General features: G+C 58.6%; 15 protein-coding genes. 7 read left to right on the plus strand and 8 right to left on the minus strand.

Annotated elements, in window-relative coordinates:
- Positions 1-25 precede the first annotated feature (25 nt).
- Together feoB and JEM67_RS25880 are read left to right on the plus strand one after the other, a co-directional pair.
- Positions 26-2,341: a Fe(2+) transporter permease subunit FeoB gene (gene feoB, locus JEM67_RS25875; RefSeq protein ID WP_199638729.1), complete on the plus strand. Its 2,316-nt coding sequence runs from the start codon at positions 26-28 to the stop codon at positions 2,339-2,341.
- Positions 2,341-2,580 (plus strand): FeoC-like transcriptional regulator, encoded by a 240-nt coding sequence (locus JEM67_RS25880; protein WP_199638567.1) that lies wholly within the window; start codon positions 2,341-2,343, stop codon positions 2,578-2,580. The genes feoB and JEM67_RS25880 overlap by 1 nt, the downstream gene beginning before the upstream one ends.
- Before the next feature lie 46 nt (positions 2,581-2,626).
- On the opposite strand, the gene JEM67_RS25885 is transcribed toward JEM67_RS25880, so the two are convergent.
- Positions 2,627-2,908 (minus strand): YdgH/BhsA/McbA-like domain containing protein, encoded by a 282-nt coding sequence (locus JEM67_RS25885; protein WP_199638569.1) that lies wholly within the window; start codon positions 2,906-2,908, stop codon positions 2,627-2,629.
- Positions 2,909-3,167: 259 nt separating this feature from the next.
- Positions 3,168-3,950, minus strand: coding sequence for a pimeloyl-ACP methyl ester esterase BioH (gene bioH / locus JEM67_RS25890; protein ID WP_013814853.1), 783 nt, complete (start codon positions 3,948-3,950; stop codon positions 3,168-3,170).
- 43 nt (positions 3,951-3,993) lie between these two features.
- Here bioH and gntX point away from each other — a divergent pair, with 43 nt between their 5' ends.
- Both gntX and nfuA read left to right on the plus strand, forming a co-directional pair.
- Positions 3,994-4,677 carry a DNA utilization protein GntX gene (gene gntX, locus JEM67_RS25895; protein WP_199638571.1) on the plus strand — a complete coding sequence of 228 codons (684 nt, stop codon included), beginning with the start codon at positions 3,994-3,996 and terminating at the stop codon, positions 4,675-4,677.
- A 58-nt stretch (positions 4,678-4,735) separates the two neighbouring features.
- The gene (gene nfuA / locus JEM67_RS25900; RefSeq protein ID WP_012147309.1) at positions 4,736-5,311 is read left to right on the plus strand and encodes a Fe-S biogenesis protein NfuA; all 576 of its coding nucleotides are present in this window, start codon (positions 4,736-4,738) and stop codon (positions 5,309-5,311) included.
- A 186-nt stretch (positions 5,312-5,497) separates the two neighbouring features.
- Here the strand turns inward: nfuA and malQ are convergent, their stop codons facing one another.
- A complete protein-coding gene (gene malQ, locus JEM67_RS25905; protein WP_199638573.1) occupies positions 5,498-7,588 on the minus strand; it encodes a 4-alpha-glucanotransferase in 2,091 nt (696 codons plus the stop codon).
- 9 nt (positions 7,589-7,597) lie between these two features.
- On the minus strand, positions 7,598-10,003 hold the full coding sequence (gene malP / locus JEM67_RS25910; RefSeq protein WP_199638575.1) for a maltodextrin phosphorylase: 2,406 nt from the start codon (positions 10,001-10,003) through the stop codon (positions 7,598-7,600).
- Positions 10,004-10,547: 544 nt separating this feature from the next.
- Here malP and malT point away from each other — a divergent pair.
- Together malT and glpE are read left to right on the plus strand one after the other, a co-directional pair.
- Complete coding sequence (gene malT, locus JEM67_RS25915; protein ID WP_199638577.1) at positions 10,548-13,262, plus strand: HTH-type transcriptional regulator MalT; 2,715 nt, start codon at positions 10,548-10,550, stop codon at positions 13,260-13,262.
- A gap of 83 nt (positions 13,263-13,345) precedes the next feature.
- Positions 13,346-13,672, plus strand: coding sequence for a thiosulfate sulfurtransferase GlpE (gene glpE / locus JEM67_RS25920; protein WP_004951393.1), 327 nt, complete (start codon positions 13,346-13,348; stop codon positions 13,670-13,672).
- 34 nt (positions 13,673-13,706) lie between these two features.
- Here glpE and JEM67_RS25925 read toward each other — a convergent pair whose 3' ends face one another.
- From JEM67_RS25925 to rbsK, 4 genes are all read right to left on the minus strand, one after another.
- Positions 13,707-15,002, minus strand: a complete 1,296-nt coding sequence (locus JEM67_RS25925; RefSeq protein ID WP_199638578.1) for an MFS transporter — start codon at positions 15,000-15,002, stop codon at positions 13,707-13,709.
- Entirely contained in the window at positions 14,999-15,481 is a 483-nt protein-coding gene (locus JEM67_RS25930; protein WP_199638580.1) for a YhcH/YjgK/YiaL family protein, read from the minus strand. The genes JEM67_RS25925 and JEM67_RS25930 overlap by 4 nt, the downstream gene beginning before the upstream one ends.
- Positions 15,482-15,577: 96 nt before the next feature.
- A complete protein-coding gene (locus tag JEM67_RS25935) occupies positions 15,578-16,501 on the minus strand; it encodes a dihydrodipicolinate synthase family protein (RefSeq protein ID WP_199638582.1) in 924 nt (307 codons plus the stop codon).
- Positions 16,502-16,556: 55 nt separating this feature from the next.
- On the minus strand, positions 16,557-17,768 hold the full coding sequence (rbsK, locus tag JEM67_RS25940) for a ribokinase (RefSeq protein WP_199638731.1): 1,212 nt from the start codon (positions 17,766-17,768) through the stop codon (positions 16,557-16,559).
- Positions 17,769-18,181: 413 nt separating this feature from the next.
- Between rbsK and glpG the strand changes: the two genes are divergently transcribed.
- Positions 18,182-19,018 (plus strand): rhomboid family intramembrane serine protease GlpG, encoded by an 837-nt coding sequence (gene glpG / locus JEM67_RS25945; RefSeq protein WP_199638584.1) that lies wholly within the window; start codon positions 18,182-18,184, stop codon positions 19,016-19,018.
- The last annotated feature ends 14 nt before the right edge of the window (positions 19,019-19,032 follow it).

Consider the following 19,032-nt stretch of genomic DNA (forward strand, 5'->3'; position numbering starts at 1 on the left):
CCATTGACTGATATCACGCGAAATGATGAAAAAACTCACTATTGGCTTAATAGGCAACCCCAATTCCGGTAAAACTACGCTGTTCAATCAGTTGACCGGGGCTCGCCAGCGGGTCGGCAACTGGGCAGGCGTGACGGTAGAGCGTAAAGAAGGCCAGTTCACCACGCCGCAATCCCAGGTCAAACTGGTCGATCTGCCCGGCACCTATTCGCTGACCACCATCTCGGAGCAAACCTCGCTCGACGAGCAAATCGCCTGCCACTACATCCTGAGCGGCGATGCCGATCTGCTGATCAACGTCGTCGACGCCTCCAACCTTGAGCGCAACCTGTACCTGACGCTGCAACTGCTGGAACTGGGTATCCCCTGCATCCTCGCGCTGAACATGCTGGATATCGCCAGAAGCCAGCAAATCGACATTGATATCGCTGCGCTGTCGGCACGCCTCGGCTGCCCGGTGGTGCCTCTGATCTCCACCAAGGCCGACGGTATCGGGGCGTTGAAGCAAATAATCGACCATCACCGGTTTAACGATCTGAAAGCGCTGGTGGACTATCCACCGGTACTGTTGAAGGAAATGGCTACCCTGAGCGATGCCATGCCGGAGGCGCTGCCGACGGAACAACGCCGCTGGCTGGCGCTGCAAATGCTGGAGGGCGATATTTACGGCCATCAATTGGCCGGCAACGCCACCGCCCTGCTGCCTGCCGCCAGGCTGGCGCTGCAACAGCAGCAACAAGAAGATCCTGCGTTGGTGATTGCCGATGCGCGCTATCAGTCGATAGCCACCCTGTGTGATGCGGTCGGCAACTCGCAGCGGGCGATGCCAAACCGCCTGACCGAAGCGCTGGACAGGGTGATCCTCAACCGCTGGCTGGGGGTGCCCATCTTTTTGCTGGTGATGTACCTGATGTTCTTGCTGGCGATCAACCTCGGTGGCGCGCTGCAACCGATATTTGATATCGGTTCGGCGGCGATCTTCATCCAGGGCATTCAATGGCTGGGCTACAGCCTGCACTTCCCTGAATGGCTGACGATTTTCCTGGCGCAGGGCGTCGGCGGCGGCATCAACACCGTGCTGCCGCTGGTGCCGCAAATCGGCATGATGTACCTGTTTTTGTCCTTTCTCGAAGACTCCGGCTACATGGCGCGTGCGGCATTTGTCATGGACCGCCTGATGCAGGCGCTCGGGCTGCCCGGTAAATCCTTTGTGCCGCTGATTGTCGGCTTCGGCTGCAACGTGCCGTCCATCATGGGTGCCCGCACGCTGGATGCCCCGCGTGAACGCCTGATTACCATCATGATGGCGCCGTTCATGTCCTGCGGTGCCCGGTTGGCGATCTTCGCCGTCTTTGCCGCCGCCTTCTTCGGCCAGGACGGCGCGGGCGTGGTGTTCTCGCTGTATATGCTCGGCATCGTGGTGGCGATCCTCACCGGACTGGTGCTGAAGTACACCATCATGCGCGGCGAAGCCTCGCCGTTCGTCATGGAGTTGCCGGTTTATCACGTGCCGCACCTGAAAAGCCTGCTGCTGCAAACCTGGCAGCGGCTGAAAGGCTTTGTGCTGCGCGCCGGGAAAGTGATCGTGATCGCCAGCATCTTCATCGGCGGCCTGAACAGTTTTACGTTCAGCGGCAAGCCGGTCGATAACATCAATGATTCCGCGCTGGCGTCGGTGTCCAAAATGCTGACGCCGCTGCTGCAACCGATGGGCGTGCACAGCGACAACTGGCAAGCCACCGTCGGGCTGGTGACCGGGGCCATGGCGAAAGAAGTGGTGGTCGGCACGCTGAACACCCTGTACACCGCTGAACGCATCAATAACACCGAGTTTAATGCCGCCAACTTTACCCTTTTGGGCGAACTGAGCGGCGCAGTGGAGACTACCTGGCAAGGGCTGAAAGACACCTTCAGCCTGAGCGTACTGTCCAACCCCATCGAGGCCAGCAAGGGCGACGGGGAAATGGGCGTCAGTTCCATGGGCATGATGAGCAGCAAATTCGGCTCCGGCATCTCTGCCTACAGCTACCTGATCTTTGTGCTGCTGTACGTGCCCTGCGTCTCGGTGATGGGCGCTATCGCCCGTGAATCCAGCCGCGGCTGGATGACTTTCTCCATTCTCTGGGGGCTGAACGTCGCCTACTCGTTGGCCACACTGTTTTACCAGACAGCCACCTTTAGCCAGCATCCGCAGTACAGCCTGACGGTCATCGCGATCGTGGTGCTGGTCAATCTGTTGATTTTGTTCGGCCTGCGCCGGGCGCGCAGCCGGGTAACGGTGCGTCTGGGCAAAGCTACGCCTGCAGCCTGTTGCCAGGGCGCTCAGGGTAACTGCCACTGATGGCCGGCCTGTTGCAGCTCCGCGATGCGTTGGCGCTGCATGGCAGCGCTCAGGCGCAACAACTCAGCCGCCAGTTGACGACCCCACTGCCGCTGGTGCTGGCGATGCTGGAACGTTTAACGGCGATGGGAAAAGTGGAGCGGGTTGAGCAGGATAACAGCGCCTGTCTGAGCGGCAGTTGCAAAAGTTGCCCGGAGGGCAAAGGGTGCGATACGGTGGTGTATCGGTTAAAACGCTAAAAACCGGGGCGCAGTACGAAATGCGCCCCTTGTTAATCAAGAATGATTACTTGTCTTTATACACTTCGGCTGTCGCGCTGAACTTACCGTGTTCGCGGCCGGAGATAATCACATAATACTGACCACCTTTTTCATCGGCCTTCTTCGACAGTTCTTCTTTCGCATCCATCGGCGAAGTGGTTTCCGCGGTGGTGGTTACCGTACCGATCTTCTCGTATTTACCCGGATTCTTGTCCAGATCTTCTTTGGTCAGCAAGGTTGCCGCCAGGGAGCTGAAAGACACGGAACCGACGACCAACGCTGCAATAATCATTTTCAAAGATTTCATTACCATACCTCTCAAGGGAACATTTATTTGTTATGAAAGCCGTCCAGGGGTACATGCGTAATAACACCGGCTGCCGTGACATCTTCAGACCTCGTTGCTTTCCCTGACGAGAATCCTTTTCCCAGAGACGAAACGTCAAAGTGAAAAAATCCGCGAGCGGTTTTTCAGTTTTCAGCCAACGCATTCACCCCACTAAGTATCGAACAGGTTTCTTTTTTATCCACTGAGCGGCCATTTCTTTAGCGCTTTATTGTGCGTTTTAGCGCGGAATGCCACCTTCGGTCACAAAGGTGCGGATAATCTCGGCAAATTCATCGGGGTGAGAAATGAAGGGCGCATGAGCCGCTTTCGCCATGACCACCGACGATGAATGCGGCCAACTGACATCCAGCAGCCCGGCGACCTTGCGCGGCACCACCCCGTCCAGATACCCGTATATACGCAGCAGCGGCAGGGTCAATTCGGCCATCGACAGGCGTAAATCCGCGGTGCGCAGCATCTCCAGGCCGCCGTTCAGCACCTCGACGCTCGGCATCGGCTGATTCAACACCACCGATTTCAGCAGGCGGGCGTCCTGCCGTGCGCTTGCCGTGCCCAAGGTTTGTAATGCCAGAAAGCGTTCTACGGTGCGCTGGAAGTCCTGACTCAACTGATGCTGAAAACCGCTCAGCACCTCTGGGCGAATCCCCGGCCAGTCGTCCTGCGCGGCAAAACACGGCGAGGAAGCCACGGTGATCAGCCCGCGTACCCGCTGAGGCTGCGTCAGCGCAATCTGGCCGGCCACCAGCCCGCCGAGCGACCAGCCCAACCACCATGCCTGTGGCGGTGCGGCAGCCAGCACGATCTCCGCCATCTGCGCGAGCGACATGCCGCCAAATCCCTGACTGCGGCCATAGCCCGGCAGATCGACCAGATGCAGGCGAAAATGCGGCGTCAGCCGCTCAAGCGTGCAACCCCACACCTCCGCATTCAGTCCCCATCCGTGCAGCAGCACAAGATCGTGCTCACCTTCACCTATTGTTTGCCAGTACAGCGCGGTCATCAGTTATTGTCCTTTCATTACTCATCCGTCAGGGAGGACGGCCATGCTATCAATCCACAGCCGCTGTTGGCTATGCCGGCAGCCATTATGCCTCAGCCGCCACGGCATCTGTAGTTACTGCCTGCGCCATCTGCCGGCCAAACCGCTGTGCTGCCCCTGCTGCGGCCTGCCCGCCGGCGACGCCGCACACCCCTGCGGCCGCTGCCTGCAACGGCCACCGCCCTGGCAGGCGCTGGTGTTCGTCGGCGACTACGTCGCGCCGCTTCGTCAACTGATCAAAAAATTCAAGTTTCAGCACGCGCCGGAACTGGCGCCGCTGCTGGCACGGCTGATATTGCTAAACTGGCAACGGGCGCACAGAGAGCAGTATCTGAACAGACCCGATGTGATTTTAGCGGTACCCTTGCAGGCTAAACGTTGCTGGCGACGCGGCTATAACCAGAGCGATCTGCTGGCGCGGCCGCTGGCGCACTGGCTGGATTGCGATTATCGCCCTGCCGCTCTGAGGCGGGTGCGAAAAACCGCTCCACAGCAGCGGCTGCCTGCCCGTATGCGCAGGCGCAACCTGCGTGGCGCCTTTCGTTGCCATGAGCCGCTGGCAGGCCGACACGTTGCCCTGTTGGATGATGTGGTGACGACCGGCAGCACGGTGGCGGAAATCACCAGGCTCTTGCTGCGGCAAGGGGCGGCATCGATACAAATCTGGTGCGTTTGCCGCACATTGTAGTGCCACCGCAATGGGCGTATTATAACCGACAATAGAAGTCAACTACTGAGCTAATGCTATGATTCGTATAACAGATACCGCACAGGAACACTTTGCCAAACTGCTGGCAAATCAAGAAGAAGGCACCCAAATCCGCGTATTCGTGATCAACCCGGGTACGCCTACGGCCGAATGCGGTGTCTCTTATTGCCCGCCGGATGCCGTGGAAGCGACAGACACCGAGCTGAAATTCGAAAAGCTGTCCGCCTATATTGACGAGCTGAGCAAACCTTATCTGGACGATGCCGAAATCGACTTCGTCACCGACCAGTTGGGTTCGCAGCTGACGCTGAAAGCGCCAAACGCCAAAATGCGCAAGGTCGACGACAACGCCCCGCTGATGGAACGCGTTGAATACGTGCTGCAATCGCAGATCAACCCACAGCTGGCAGGCCACGGCGGCCGCGTAACGCTGATGGAAATCACCGACGACAGTTTGGCGATCCTGCAGTTCGGCGGCGGCTGTAACGGCTGTTCAATGGTCGACGTAACACTGAAGGAAGGGATCGAGAAAGAGTTGTTGCAGAAGTTCCCTGAGCTGAAAGGCGTGCGCGATCTGACCGAGCATCAGCGCGGCGAGCACTCTTACTACTGATACCCTTCTTACTTGAAGTTGCAGCGTTGTTGGCTGCATGCGTGCCCCCCAGTCACTTACCTGAGTAAGTTCCTGGGGATCCAAGCACTTGCCGCCGAGCTGCAACTCTAATTAATTTGGGTATCTATCATAAGAATGAAAGCCAAGGTTCCTATTTCTCGTCTTTAGTACAAGAATTCTTCTCTGTCACCCTACCGACACCTTGCGCCGCCGCTTGTCCAAATCCTTCAGCAGCCGGTTAACTTGCTGATCGGCAAACATCTCCTCAAGCGTTTTGTTCAGTTTACGCCGCCAGTTTGGGTACTGATCGCTGGTGCCGGGAATATTGACCGGTTCTGCCATGTCCAGCCAGTCTTCCGGCTGCAGGCCCAGCAGTGCGCTGGCGCTGTCGGCAACATAGCGCTGTAAGCCACGGTTCAGCAGTGGGCTCATGTTCAGCAACGCCGCCTTCTTGCCCACCTTCTGCGGCACACAGCCATAATGATGCAATCCGTCCAGCAACCCCTGCTTGGCGCGTTCACGATCGGCAAACAATGCTTTCAGGATCTCCGCATCCGGATACAGCCCCAGCTGGTTGCCCAGTTGCAGATCGCCGCTCTGCCAATAACCGCGCAGCGTCGGCAGGTCATGCGTGGTGATGGTCGCCATCGCCTGCACCGGGTAGGCCTGCGGCGCACGGAAGTGGTTCTCGCCGTCACGCTCGAAATACAGCACCTTATAAGAATAGACGCCGCTGTCACGCAGCTTGGCGACAATCTCGACCGGCACGGTACCGAGGTCTTCGCCAATCACCATACAGCGGTGACGCTGGCTCTCCAGCGCCAACACCGCCAACAGGTCATCCACCGGGTATTTCACGTAAGCGCCATGGTCGGCGGTTTCGCCGTAGGGGATCCACCACAGGCGCAGCAGCGCCATTACGTGGTCAATGCGCAGCGCACCGCAACTGGTCATATTGGCGCGCAACAGGTCGATAAACGGCTGGTAACCCCGCGCCGCCATCACGTGCGGATCCATCGGCGGCAGCCCCCAGTTTTGTCCCAGCGGGCCCAGAATGTCCGGCGGCGCGCCAACCGACGCTTTCAGGCAATAAAGATCCGGCTCGCACCAGGTTTCCGAACCGCCTTCCGCCACGCCCACCGCCAAATCACGGTACAGGCCAATCGGCATTTGCTGTTGTTGGCTTAGGCGGAAACAGTCGGCAAACTGGCTGGCGGCCAACCACTGCAACCACAGATAGAAGGTCACCGAATCCTGCTGTTGCCGGCAAAACTGCTTCACTGCGGCGCTGTCGCCCTGCCGATATTGCTCAGGCCAGGCTGGCCAACCCCACAGGCTGCCGTCAGCGGCGGCAAGATGAGCATGCAATGCGTCAAATGCCGCCTGCTGATACAGACTGGCGCCACCGTCGACAACGAACTGCTCGAACGCCTGACGCTGTTCGTCACCGGCTTTACGCCCCTGGAACAACGGGAACGCCAGCTTCAGCGCCGCCAGCTTGAGTTGCGTCACCGTGCTGTAATCCACCTGTTCGCTGCTGCGCGCTTTGGTCAGCTGTTTTTGCGTGGCCGGTTTCAGCCACCATTTTTGCGCCGCATCGCTACGCTGGAACTCTTCCACCGCGTTCACATCGATATACACCACGTTCAGCCAGCGTCGCGATGACGGGCTGTACGGGCTGGCGCTTTCCGGGTTCGCCGGATACAGCGCGTGGATCGGGTTCAGCCCGACAAAAGCGCCTCCCCGTTCTCCAACCTGCTCCACCATCTGCCGCAGATCGCCAAAATCGCCGATACCCCAGTTACGATCGGAGCGCAGGGTGTAAAGCTGGACGCAAGCGCCCCACAGCTTTTGTCCGGTCAGCAACGCGTCCGGCTCAAAGCAGCGTTTCGGCGCAACAATCAACCGGCACTGCCACTGCCGTTCGTCCTGGGTCAGCGTCAGTTGGTGATAACCCGCCGGCAACTCGCCCGGCAGGGTAAGGGTTTTACGCGCGCTGGCGCGCCCCTGTTGCCGGCCACCGTCTTCACGCAGCAGAGTCCAGAGATACTCGCCGCTGCCCGCAAGCGGCAACGCCACCGGCGCGCCCTGAAAGAACACCTTGACCTCCGGCAGCGGCGTCACCGCAGCCTCCAGCGGTGCGGCACTCCGCCCCATAGCCTCCAGCAGCTTGCGCTTGGTCTCCTCCGCGATCGCCTGCTGTTTCCCATGAGCGTTAATATAATCAGCGGCAATACCCGCCTGAGCGGCCGCCTGATCGATGCGCTTGCGATCCATTCGCTCTCCTTAACGCTTGGCTTGCCAGATACGCTGTTGGTAGTCGCGGATCGAACGATCCGAACTGAACATACCGACCCGCGCGGTGTTAAGAATAGTGCGGCGTGTCCATTCGTCCTGGTCACGATACAGCTCATCTACCTGCCGTTGAGCTTGGCAGTACGAAGCGAAGTCGGCCAGCACCAGATAAGGGTCACCGCCTTCCAGCAAGCTGTGCAGCATCATGTCGAAGGCATGCTTGTCGCCATGGCTGAATGCGCCGCTCGCCAACTCGTCGAGGATCGCCTTCAGGTGTTTGTCCTTCTTGCGGTAGCTGAGCGGGTCGTAGCCTTTGGCCAGCAGCGCCTTCACCTGATCGACGGTATTGCCGAAGATAAAGATGTTGTCTTCGCCCACCTGCTCGGCGATCTCCACATTGGCCCCGTCCAGCGTACCGACGGTCAGCGCGCCGTTCAGCGCCAGCTTCATGTTGCCGGTGCCGGACGCTTCTTTGCCGGCGGTAGAGATCTGCTCGGAGATATCCGCCGCCGGGATCATCAATTCAGCGACGGAAACGCGGTAATCAGGAATAAACGCCACTTTCAGCCGATCCTTCACCCGCGGATCGTTGTTGATCATCGCAGCTGCCTGATTGATCGCATAAATGATGTTCTTCGCCAGATAGTAGCCCGGTGCCGCCTTGGCACCGAACAGGAACACCCGCGGCACGATGTCCAGATTCGGGTTATCGCGCAGTTGGCGATACAGCGACAGGATGTGCAACAGGTTCAAATGCTGGCGTTTGTATTCGTGCAGGCGCTTGATCTGCACGTCGAAAATGGCGTCCGGGTTCAGCGTCAGCCCCATTACCCCGTGCACGTAGTTTGCCAAGGCGACTTTGTTATCGCGTTTGATTTGCTGGTAACGTTGGCGGAACGCCGCGTCATCGGCGTATTTTTCCAGCCCTTTCAGCGCGTCGAGATCGTTGGCCCACTCGACCTTCAGCGTCTCATCAATCAGCCCCGACAGCGCCGGGTTACACTGTTTCAGCCAGCGGCGCGGCGTGATGCCGTTGGTGACGTTGTGGAATTTGTTCGGCCACAGCTGGTGATATTCCGGGAACAGGTCTTTCACCACCAGGTCGGAGTGCAGCTGCGCTACGCCGTTGACCGCAAAGCCGCTGACCACGCACAGGTTGGCCATGCGCACCTGTTTGTCATGGTGTACCGCCAGCTTGGCCCACACCGCCTTGTCGCCCGGCCAGTGTTTATCCACCAGCTTTTTGAAGTTGGCGTTGATCTGCTTGATGATGGAGAAATGACGCGGCAGCAGGCTGCGTACCAGCTTCTCATCCCAACACTCCAGCGCCTCAGGCATCAGGGTGTGATTGGTATAGGCAAAGGTGTTGCTGGTGATCGCCCAGGCGGCATCCCATTCCAACTGATGCTCATCCAGCAGAATGCGCAGCATTTCCGGGATGGCGATGGTGGGGTGAGTGTCGTTGAGTTGAATCACTTCATACTTAGGCAGGTCTTCGATCTTGCGGCCGGCCTGATGGTGTTTGCGCAGGATATCCGCCACCGAACAGGCGCACTGGAAATATTGCTGCATCAGGCGCAGACGCTTGCCCGCCTGATGGTTGTCGTTCGGGTACAGTACCTTGGTCAGCTTGGCGGCTTCTACTCCCTGCTTCTCCGCCTGCAGGAATTTGCCGTCGTTGAAATCCCCCAGATCGAACGGGTGCTGATGGGTCGCCTGCCACAGACGCAGCGGTTGGGTCACGCCATTACGGAAGCCCAGCACCGGCAGATCCCAGGCTTCGCCACGCAGGGTAAACGCCGGGCGCCACAGTTCGCGGCCACCGGGCAGCTTTTCCAGTTTCCCGCCGATACCCACATCCACCGACAGCGCGGCATTGTGCTGGAACCACGGGTAGCTTTCGCGCTGCCAGTTATCCGGCGCTTCTTGCTGCTGACCTTCGCTGAACGACTGGCGGAACAGCCCGTATTGGTAGTTGAGGCCATAACCGGTGGCCGGTTGTTCCACCGTCGCCATCGAATCCAGGAAACAGGCCGCCAGACGCCCCAGCCCGCCGTTGCCCAGTGCCGGATCGGTTTCCTGCTCCAGCAGATCCGCCAGCTTGATATCCTGCTCCGCCAGCGCCTGTTCGACGGTGTCGTACCAGCCCAGGTTAATCAGGTTATTCGCCGTCAAGCGGCCAATCAGAAACTCCATCGAAATATAGTTCACATGGCGCAGCGGCTTGGTGCTTTTGCGCGGCGCAGGCTGCGCAGCAAGCTGCTCGGCCAGCGCGCGGCTTACCGCCTCCCACCATTGGTGCTGGGTCATCTGTTGTGCAGAACTGAGGCCAAATCGTTGCCACTGACGGGTCAGTGCCGCCAGAAAAGCATCCTTTTTAAGCATAGGCTGTGACATAAGGGAAACTCTCTATCCAGTAAGTGGGTCAAATTACCGTTATCGTGCCGGGGAGAAAGATTGAAGGCATCATCCCGCCCGGGGATTAGCTGGGGAGGAGGATTGGGGCGTAGCTAAAATTGTGATCTCAGGCACTTTTTGACTCCCTTGCATGATGCAAAAAAGCCCGCCGACGAACGCGACGAGCACTGAGAATAAGCAGAAAATCCCCGCCATGAAATTAGCATAGTTAATGCAGCTGATGAAGTTTTGTACATGCATCGACATGCTTTCCCTCAACGGCCTTACCCGACCGCCTCACAACACCGCAATTGCGCAATGATTTGCCTGCAAACGTAAAAAAGTGTGATCAATAGCAATTTAACTCCAAGCCGAAGATGAACCTTGTTGCAATACGTTTAACGTTGTCAGAAGTTAGGAGGGTGATTAATTACGAGCCATAAAATAATTAGTTTTACTCCGATCCCGGCAGGAGTCGCGATGAAATGAACCCCTTCGGGCAGGCCAACGGCTACGGGAGCCGCGATTTTCACTCTGGAATACTATGCTGATCCCATCAAAACTGAGCCGTCCGGTACGGCTGCAAAATACCGTGATCCGCGATCGCCTGCTGGCCAAATTAGCCGGCACGGCAAACTATCGCCTGACATTGGTTAATTGCCCTGCGGGATACGGAAAAACGACGCTGGTCGCACAATGGGCAGCCGGCAAATCAGATTTGGGCTGGTACTCGCTGGATGAAAGCGATAACCAACCCGAGCGCTTTGCCAGCTACCTGATCGCCGCCTTGCAACATGCCAGCGGCGGCCACTGCGTGAAGAGCGAAGCGTTGAGCCAAAAACATCAGTACGCCAGCCTGTCGGCGCTGTTCGCCCAGCTGTTCATTGAGCTGTCCGACTGGCATCAGCCGCTGTACCTGGTGATTGACGATTACCACCTGATCACCAATGACGTCATCCATGAGGCCATGCGCTTCTTCTTGCGCCACCAGCCGGAAAACCTGACGCTGATCCTGCTGTCCCGCACCCTGCCGCCGCTGGGCATCGCCAACCTGCGCGTGCGCGATCAACTGCTGGAGATGGGCACGCAGCAACTGGCGTTTACCCATCAGGAAGCCAAACAATTCTTCGACTGCCGCCTGGCCGCACCGATGGAACAGCATGACAGCAGCCGCCTGTGCGATGAAGTCGAAGGTTGGGCCACCGCGTTGCAGCTGATTGCGCTGTCTGCCCGGCAGTCCACCTCGTCTGCACAGCAATCCGCCAAACGTCTGGCCGGTCTGAACGCCAGCCACCTGTCCGATTATCTGGTGGATGAAGTGCTGGATCACGTCGATGCCGGGGCGCGCGCCTTCCTGTTGCGATGCTCGGTGCTGCGCTCAATGAACGATGCGCTGATCGTGCGCCTGACCGGCGAAGATAACGGCCAGCAACGGCTGGAAGAGCTGGAGCGCCAGGGGCTGTTTATCCATCGCATGGACGACACCGGCGAGTGGTTCTGCTTCCATCCGCTGTTCGCCACTTTCCTGCGCCAACGCTGCCAATGGGAGCTGGCTCTGGAGCTGCCGGGGCTGCACCGCGCCGCCGCCGAAGGCTGGCTGGCATTGGGCTACCCGGCGGAGGCGATTCACCACGCGCTGGCGGCCAGCGACGTCAGCATGCTGCGCGATATCCTGCTGCAACACGCCTGGTCGCTGTTCCATCACAGCGAGCTGGCCCTGCTGGAAGAGTGCCTGAATGCACTGCCGTATGAACGGTTGATCCAAAATCCCAAGCTGGCGCTGTTGCAGGCCTGGCTGGCGCAGAGCCAACACCGCTACATCGAAGTGAACACCCTGTTGGAACGCGCCGAACAGGCGATGCGCGATCAAAAAATCGACGTCGATCGGACCCTGCATGCCGAATTCGACGCCCTGCGCGCACAGGTGGCGATCAACGCCGGCAAGCCGGAAGAGGCCGAACGACTGGCCACCGAGGCGCTGAAGTTTCTGCCGCTTTCCAGTTATTACAGCCGCATCGTCGCCACCTCGGTAACCGGCGAAGTGCATCACTGCAAGGGCGAGCTGGCCCGTGCGTTGCCGATGATGCAGCAAACCGAGCAGATGGCGCGACGCCATCAGGCCTATCACTACGCGTTGTGGGCGCTGTTGCAACAGAGCGAAATTCTGATTGCCCAGGGTTTCCTGCAGGCCGCCTATGAGACGCAGGACAAGGCTTTTGAACTGGTGCGTGAACAGCATCTGGAACAGTTGCCGATGCATGAGTTCCTGCTGCGTATCCGTTCGCAGATCCTGTGGTCCTGGTCACGGCTGGACGAAGCGGAAGACGCGGCGCGTCAGGGTCTGAAAATTCTGGCCAACTTCCAGCCTCAGCAGCAGCTGCAATGCATCGCCATGCTGGCCAAATGCTCGCTGGCGCGTGGCGATCTGGATAACGCCCATGCGCACCTGCAGCGTTGCGAAGCGCTGTTGCACGGCTCTCAATACCATCGCGACTGGCTGACCAACGCCGACAAACCGCGGGTGATCCACTGGCAGATGACCGGCGACACCGCCGCTGCGACCCAATGGCTGCGCCAAACCGAAAAACCCGGCATGGCGGATAACCACTTTATGCAGGGCCAGTGGCGTAATATCGCCCGGGTGCAAATCATGCTCGGCCAGTACGAAGAAGCCGAGGTGGTGCTGGATGAACTGAACGAAAACGCCCGCCGCCTGCGGCTGGTGAGCGATCTGAACCGCAACCTGCTGCTCAGTAACCAGCTTTACTGGCAGATGGAACGTAAAGGCGATGCGCAAAGGGTGCTGATGGAGGCGCTGTCACTGGCCAGCCGCACCGGATTTATCAGCCACTTTGTCATCGAGGGCGAAGTGATGGCGCAGCAGCTGCGTCAGCTGATTCAGCTCAATACGCTGCCGGAGCTGGAGCACCATCGGGCTCAGCGCATTCTGCGCGACATCAACCAGCATCATCGGCATAAATTCGCGCATTTTGACGAGAACTTCGTCGATAAGCTGCTAACGCACCCGCAGGTGCCGGAACTGATCCGTACCAGCCCGCTGACGCAGCGCGAATGGCAGGTACTGGGGCTGATTTATTCCGGTTACAGCAACGACCAGATCGCCGGCGAGCTGGACGTGGCGGCCACCACCATCAAAACCCATATCCGCAACCTGTATCAGAAGCTGGGCGTGGCCCACCGTCAGGAAGCGGTGCAACAGGCGCAGCAACTGCTGAAGATGATGGGTTACGGCGCCTAAAAACCACAGCGTTGCTCTGGTCTTAATTGGCGCAGAGTTGGTTACAATGGCGGCATATTCTCATTACAAGGCAGTCAGAAGTCATGGAACAGTTTGAAGCGATCAACGTTGAACAGGCCTACGCGCGTTGGAAAGAAGACAGCGCCGCTCTGGTCGACATCCGCGATCCGCAGAGTTTTGAAGCCGGGCACACGCCGGGCGCGTTTCACCTCACCAACGCCAGCCTGCAAACATTCATGCAGCACAACGACTTTGACCGGCCGGTGATGGTGATGTGCTACCACGGCAACAGCAGCCGCAGCGCGGCGCAATACCTGCTGAATCAGGGGTTTGATGCGGTATACAGCATTGATGGCGGCTTTGAAGCCTGGGCACGTCAGTACCCGCAGGACGTTGAAACTTCAGCGTAAAAAATCAGGGCGCATCCTGCGCCCTCTTCCTTTGCTACTCCGCCGCCACCATCGGCCGTTTGACAAACAGGCCGTAGCTGAACGCCCCCAGCATCAGCAAACCCGCCCCCAGCAAGAACACGTTGGTGAACTGCCCGGTCAGGTCGAGGATCACCCCGGTGACAATCGGTGCCATCGCCGCACCGAGAAAACCGCCAAAGTTCTGAATCGCCCCCAACGAAGCCACCTGCTGTTTCGGTGCGATATCCGTCGCCAGCGTCCAGATCACACCGGAAGGCAGTTGCGAGAAGAAATACCCCAGCGACAGCAATAAAATGCACAGCGGCGTACTGTCGACAAAGGCGATCGGCGCCACGCAGCAGGCTGCCAGCACAGCACCGCAGACGATCGGGATCTTGCGTGCGGTGATCGCTTTCACCCCACGGCGGATCAAACGATCGGAAATCGCCCCGCCGCACAATACCCCCAGAATGCCGGCAAAGAACGGGATCGACGCGATCCAACCGGTCTGTTTCAGGCTAAAGCCCAGCGAATTCTCCAGATAGCTCGGCAGCCAGGTCAGGTAAACCCAGATGGTGAACATGATGGAAAAGTTGCCCAAAATCATGAACCAGGTCGTTTTATGGCGGAACAGCGAACCCCAGCTCCCACCCTGCTCCTGGCTGACGGCTTTTGCCGTCGTACGTTTTTCGGCGTGGATCATCGCCTCTTCCCGCGCCGTCGGATCGCGGTAAAACTTCAGCCAGGCCAGCATCAGCGGAATGCCCGCCAGACCAATGGCGATAAACATGCCGCGCCAGCCGAGCGTCAGCAACAGCACGGTGAGGATCGGCGGAGCGATGGCGTTGGCAATCTGCGAACCGGTGTTGATGATCGAAGTCGGCAGACCACGCTCTTTCTCCGAGAACCAGCGATGGGTGATCTTGATCCCCGACGTGAAAAACGGGGATTCCGATACGCCCAGCAGCATCCGCAGGCCATAGAACATCGAGTAGCTGTTGACGAACGCCGCCATCACGGTAAATGCCGACCACAATCCCAGCGCCCAGGAGAACATTTTCTTCGGCCCCAGTTTGTCCACCAGCCAGCCGGCGGGCAGGTTGGCGAGCGCGTAAGGCCACAAAAACGCCGACAGCAGCAGGCCCATTTCGGTCGAGGAAAAACCAAACTCCCGGGCAATAGTGGTATTGGCGATGCTCAGGTTGGCCCGATCGAGATAGTTCACCACCGCGGCAATCAACAGGATAAGGATAATGCCCCAACGCAAACGGGAGATCGGCGCCGCCGGTACGGCGGCCGATGAATGCAGCGCAGAAGTCGCCTCTTTCATGATTGCGGCTCCGTAAACAGGCAGAGGTGAATTTTAATCACGGCTTTGCGGATAAAAGACTCACCGTGGGTTTGGCAGCAAGGACGATGCAGATCGTGCGGGAAAAATACCGCAAAGGTGCCGGGCAGCAGCGAAACCGCCATTTCATTTTGCACCTGTTGGTAAAACACGATGTCGTGGTGGCGCCGCTCTTCCGCCACAGGTTCATCGCCCCGGCGGCGCGCCACGCCGATGGTTTCTTCCCCCTGCAACAGGTACTGCACGTCAACGTAGTCAAAGTGCGACTCAGGGCGCATTTGCTGCGCCGGCATGGTGCTCATCTCCTGCAGCAGACAAAACATCTTGCCGGGAATAATGTCGATTTTACCGGGTTGCAGCGTGGCAAAGTCGGTGCGTTCGATAAACGCGATAGCCTGGTGGATAATCGGATGAAACGCGTGTTTTTCCCGCGCCCAGTCCTGCAGATCGCAAATCATCATGATGGTGTTCCCCGTGTAGTGATAGTTTTAGCGGGTGTAGTAGGTACAGTGGTGTTGTTGAACGGCGGGAGGATGTCGCCATCTTCCCGCACGGCCTTAACCGGCAATTTTTTGCTGGTAGAACCCGGTGCCGCTGCGGATTTGATCCAGCAGCACGCTCAGCCCCCAGAATTTCTCCAGCACGTCGTCCTGGTTTACCCGGCACAGCTCGCTGTCGAAAGTGCCCAATCGCTGGTGATAGATCTTGGCGTTTTTCGGATAACCCAGCGTCTCCGTGACCGCCGCCAACGACAGGAAGGTCGCCAGTTCCTGCGCCAACTCAGGCCGCTGCGCGCCGTGGTGATACAGCCAGTGGTACAGCTCCGGGTGGAAATTGGTGAACACCCCGCTGAACCCTTTGGATCCGGCCTGCATCGCCGGCCAGGCGATAGCGGCGTTGGCATTGATGATATTCAGCGGCGTCCCTGCGGTTAATGCCACCCGACGCGTCACGGTCGGCAGACAGCAACTGACGTCCTTCAGCACGACAAAACGACCGCTGTCGGCGCAATAGCTCAGCTCTTCATCGCTCAGCAAACGGCGGTAAGGCGCCGGGCATTCGTACAGGCCAAGCGGCATGCTAACCGGCAACGCTGCCAGCAGGCTGTCCAGCGTGGCGAAAAATGCCGCGCTGCCCTGGCGTTGCGGGTCAAGATGGTTGGTCACCAGCACCAGCGCATCGATGCCGGTTTGCGCCATCGCCTGCAGCTCTTCAATTTGCTGCTCCAGCGCGTCGCTGATATGGCCGGAAGCGATAACCGGCACCCGGCCGTCCACCCGCTGCACTACAAAACGCGCCAGCTCAACCCGTTCCGCCAGGCTGAGGAACTGCATTTCGCTGGACTGACAGACGGCGAACAACGCATCGACGCCGCGCTGCAAATACCAGTCGATCAGGCGTGCCAGGCCAGGATAGTCAATGTCGTTGCGAGCGGTAAACGGCGTTAGCATTACCGGCACAATGCCCTCGATCTTTTTCATTTTTGCTCCTCACACCGCGCTGACGCGGCAGACAATGGTGTTGTTTGATTAGGGATCAGCGCTGGCTCAGACGAGCCACCACCTGTTGATGTTGCGGCATGTTGGACGCCCCTTCTCTTTCCACCGCCAATGACGCAAAGGCGGCGGCATAGGTTGCCGCCTGGGCAATCGTTTGCCCGGTGGCGATAGCCGCGGCGAAGGCGCCGTTGAACGCATCTCCCGCGCCGGTGGTATCGACGCTCAACGCCGGGAAAGCGGGAATGTGCTGGAACTGCGAACCTTCGAGGATCATCGCTCCACGCGCCCCCATGGTGATGATGACCCGTCGGGCACCCAGCCCGGCGATACGCTGCGCCGCCTCTTTGGCGCTGTTCAAATCCGTGACCTCCACGCCGGACAGCAGCGAGGCCTCGGTTTCATTCGGGGTAATCACATCGACATATTCCAGGCATTGCAGCGCGTCGGCGGAGTAAGGCGCAGGATTGAGGATCACCCGGATCCCCAACGCATTAGCCAGCTTCATCGCGTTCAACGTGGCGTTAAAGTTATTCTCCAGCTGCACCAGCAGAACCTCTGCGCCGGCCAGTTCCGGGGCAATTGCAGCCACTTCTTCGTCGGTGATGGTTTTATTGGCGCCGGAATAAATGGCGATCATGTTCTCGCCGTCCTGCTGCGAAACATAAATGATGGCATTGCCGGTCGGCTCGGTTTCCGACTGGTATAAAGTGAACGAGTGGATTTCCGACGCAGAGAGGTGGTCGAAAGCGAACTGACTGAACTGATCTTTGCCGACTTTGGACACGAAATGCACCAGAGCGCCGGCCCGGCTGGCGGCCATCGCCTGATTGGCCCCCTTGCCGCCAGGGCCGAGCGTACTGCCGAGCGCCAGCAGCGATTCGCCGCCTTTGGGAAAGCGCGCCACCCTGGCGACGATATCGACATTGAATGACCCCAGAATACAGACCTTGCCTCGCATGTTTTTTCCTCTCTCCGGCTCCTGCGCCTTCCTTTTCTGGCTTTCCAGGCGCCTTAACAGCACTTCGAACATGCCGTCGGTTTCGGTAATTAATTTGGCCTGCAGGCTGCGACGGATGACGATCGCGCCGCCGTGGCAGCGCTGCACTAACCCCAGTTGCGCCAGCACGTTTAAATCGCTGCGGATGGTTTCTTTGGTCACCGCAAAAGACGTGGCCAGGTACGCCACGCTAACGCGTTCATATTTATCCAGATAATCCAGGATGTTATTGCGTCGTTCTTCAAGAAACATAGTCACCTCAGCACCTGTTTTTGAGAGTAAGGGACCCCCAGTGGTTAAAAAGTGACTGTGATCATATGTTGCAGGGCTAAACGGAAGTAAACAAAAATCGCTGCAATATTCGCCGGCCCATGGCGGGAAAACAGCGGGATTGATGGGTCGCCACAGGGCCGTTAGTGGGTGTTTTTACTGGTTTTTCGCAGATCCCTTGCCTGCGTTCAAGATTTCAACGGTATAATCAGCCGTCAACGCCGTCGGCGGCAAACCGACGGTCCAACTTATCTTTACCCTATGAATTTCAAGCTGCGGCCAGGCGGCAAGGGTGTAAATCCCCTGGAGCTTACTCAGGTAAGTGACTGGGGTATGCACATGCAGCCAACAACGCCGTGGCTTGAAAGGTGACGGGTATATGAAACGGAATATCTATGGTTCGAGTCATCGCCGTATCCAACCCCCGTCTGGCTCAGGCCTTTGTCGACTACATGGCGACACAGGGCATTGAACTTAGCGTGCACAATACCGGCGAGGCTGCGGAAATATGGCTGGCTGACGACGGCCATCTGGAGCAGGTACAGCATGAGTTGCAGCAGTTCCTGGTCGATCCGCTCAACCGCCGCTATCAGGCCGCCAGTTGGGAAACCGGCAACACCGGCGCCGATCTGCACTACCCAGGCTACTCCTATCTGCAAACCCTGCGCAGCAAGGCCGGGCCGCTGACGCTGGGCGTGATGGTGCTGTGCATTGCGGTGTATATCCTGATGCAGGCGATGGGCGATGACACCGTGATGTACTGGCTCTCCTGGCCGCAGGACAGCAGCCAATACCCGCAGCTGTGGCGCTGGGTCAGCCACGCGTTTTTGCATTTTTCGCTGCTGCACATCACCTTTAACCTGCTGTGGTGGTGGTATCTCGGCGGCCCGCTGGAAAAACGCCTCGGCACCGGCAAGCTGTTCGTGCTGGCGGTGGTATCGGCCTTCTTCAGTGGTTGGGCGCAGTCACTGTTCAGCGGCGCGTTGTTCGGCGGCCTGTCCGGCGTGGTCTATGCGCTGATGGGCTACAGCTGGCTCAGCGGCGAACGGGCACCGGAACGCGGCCTGATGCTGCCGCGCGGCCTGATGGTATTTTCAGTACTCTGGCTGGTGGCGGGGTATTTCGATATTTTAGGAATGTCGATCGCTAACGCGGCACACGTGGCCGGTTTAGTGTTAGGGTTATTGATGGCATTTTGGGACACGCGTCATCGCGCGCACAACGAACAATAACAGCCAGGTACAAG

Origin of the sequence: Serratia sp. PAMC26656 (assembly GCF_016469055.2) — a bacterium.
Classification (GTDB): domain Bacteria; phylum Pseudomonadota; class Gammaproteobacteria; order Enterobacterales; family Enterobacteriaceae; genus Serratia; species Serratia plymuthica.

Coding starts and splice junctions, on each gene's coding strand:
- feoB (WP_199638729.1), top strand. CDS start 26: ATGAAAAAACTCACTATTGGCTTAATAGGCAACCCCAATTCCGGTAAA.
- JEM67_RS25880 (WP_199638567.1), top strand. CDS start 2,341: ATGGCCGGCCTGTTGCAGCTCCGCGATGCGTTGGCGCTGCATGGCAGC.
- JEM67_RS25885 (WP_199638569.1), bottom strand. CDS start 2,908: ATGAAATCTTTGAAAATGATTATTGCAGCGTTGGTCGTCGGTTCCGTG.
- bioH (WP_013814853.1), bottom strand. CDS start 3,950: ATGACCGCGCTGTACTGGCAAACAATAGGTGAAGGTGAGCACGATCTT.
- gntX (WP_199638571.1), top strand. CDS start 3,994: ATGCTATCAATCCACAGCCGCTGTTGGCTATGCCGGCAGCCATTATGC.
- nfuA (WP_012147309.1), top strand. CDS start 4,736: ATGATTCGTATAACAGATACCGCACAGGAACACTTTGCCAAACTGCTG.
- malQ (WP_199638573.1), bottom strand. CDS start 7,588: ATGGATCGCAAGCGCATCGATCAGGCGGCCGCTCAGGCGGGTATTGCC.
- malP (WP_199638575.1), bottom strand. CDS start 10,003: ATGTCACAGCCTATGCTTAAAAAGGATGCTTTTCTGGCGGCACTGACC.
- malT (WP_199638577.1), top strand. CDS start 10,548: ATGCTGATCCCATCAAAACTGAGCCGTCCGGTACGGCTGCAAAATACC.
- glpE (WP_004951393.1), top strand. CDS start 13,346: ATGGAACAGTTTGAAGCGATCAACGTTGAACAGGCCTACGCGCGTTGG.
- JEM67_RS25925 (WP_199638578.1), bottom strand. CDS start 15,002: ATGAAAGAGGCGACTTCTGCGCTGCATTCATCGGCCGCCGTACCGGCG.
- JEM67_RS25930 (WP_199638580.1), bottom strand. CDS start 15,481: ATGATGATTTGCGATCTGCAGGACTGGGCGCGGGAAAAACACGCGTTT.
- JEM67_RS25935 (WP_199638582.1), bottom strand. CDS start 16,501: ATGAAAAAGATCGAGGGCATTGTGCCGGTAATGCTAACGCCGTTTACC.
- rbsK (WP_199638731.1), bottom strand. CDS start 17,768: ATGTTTCTTGAAGAACGACGCAATAACATCCTGGATTATCTGGATAAA.
- glpG (WP_199638584.1), top strand. CDS start 18,182: ATGGTTCGAGTCATCGCCGTATCCAACCCCCGTCTGGCTCAGGCCTTT.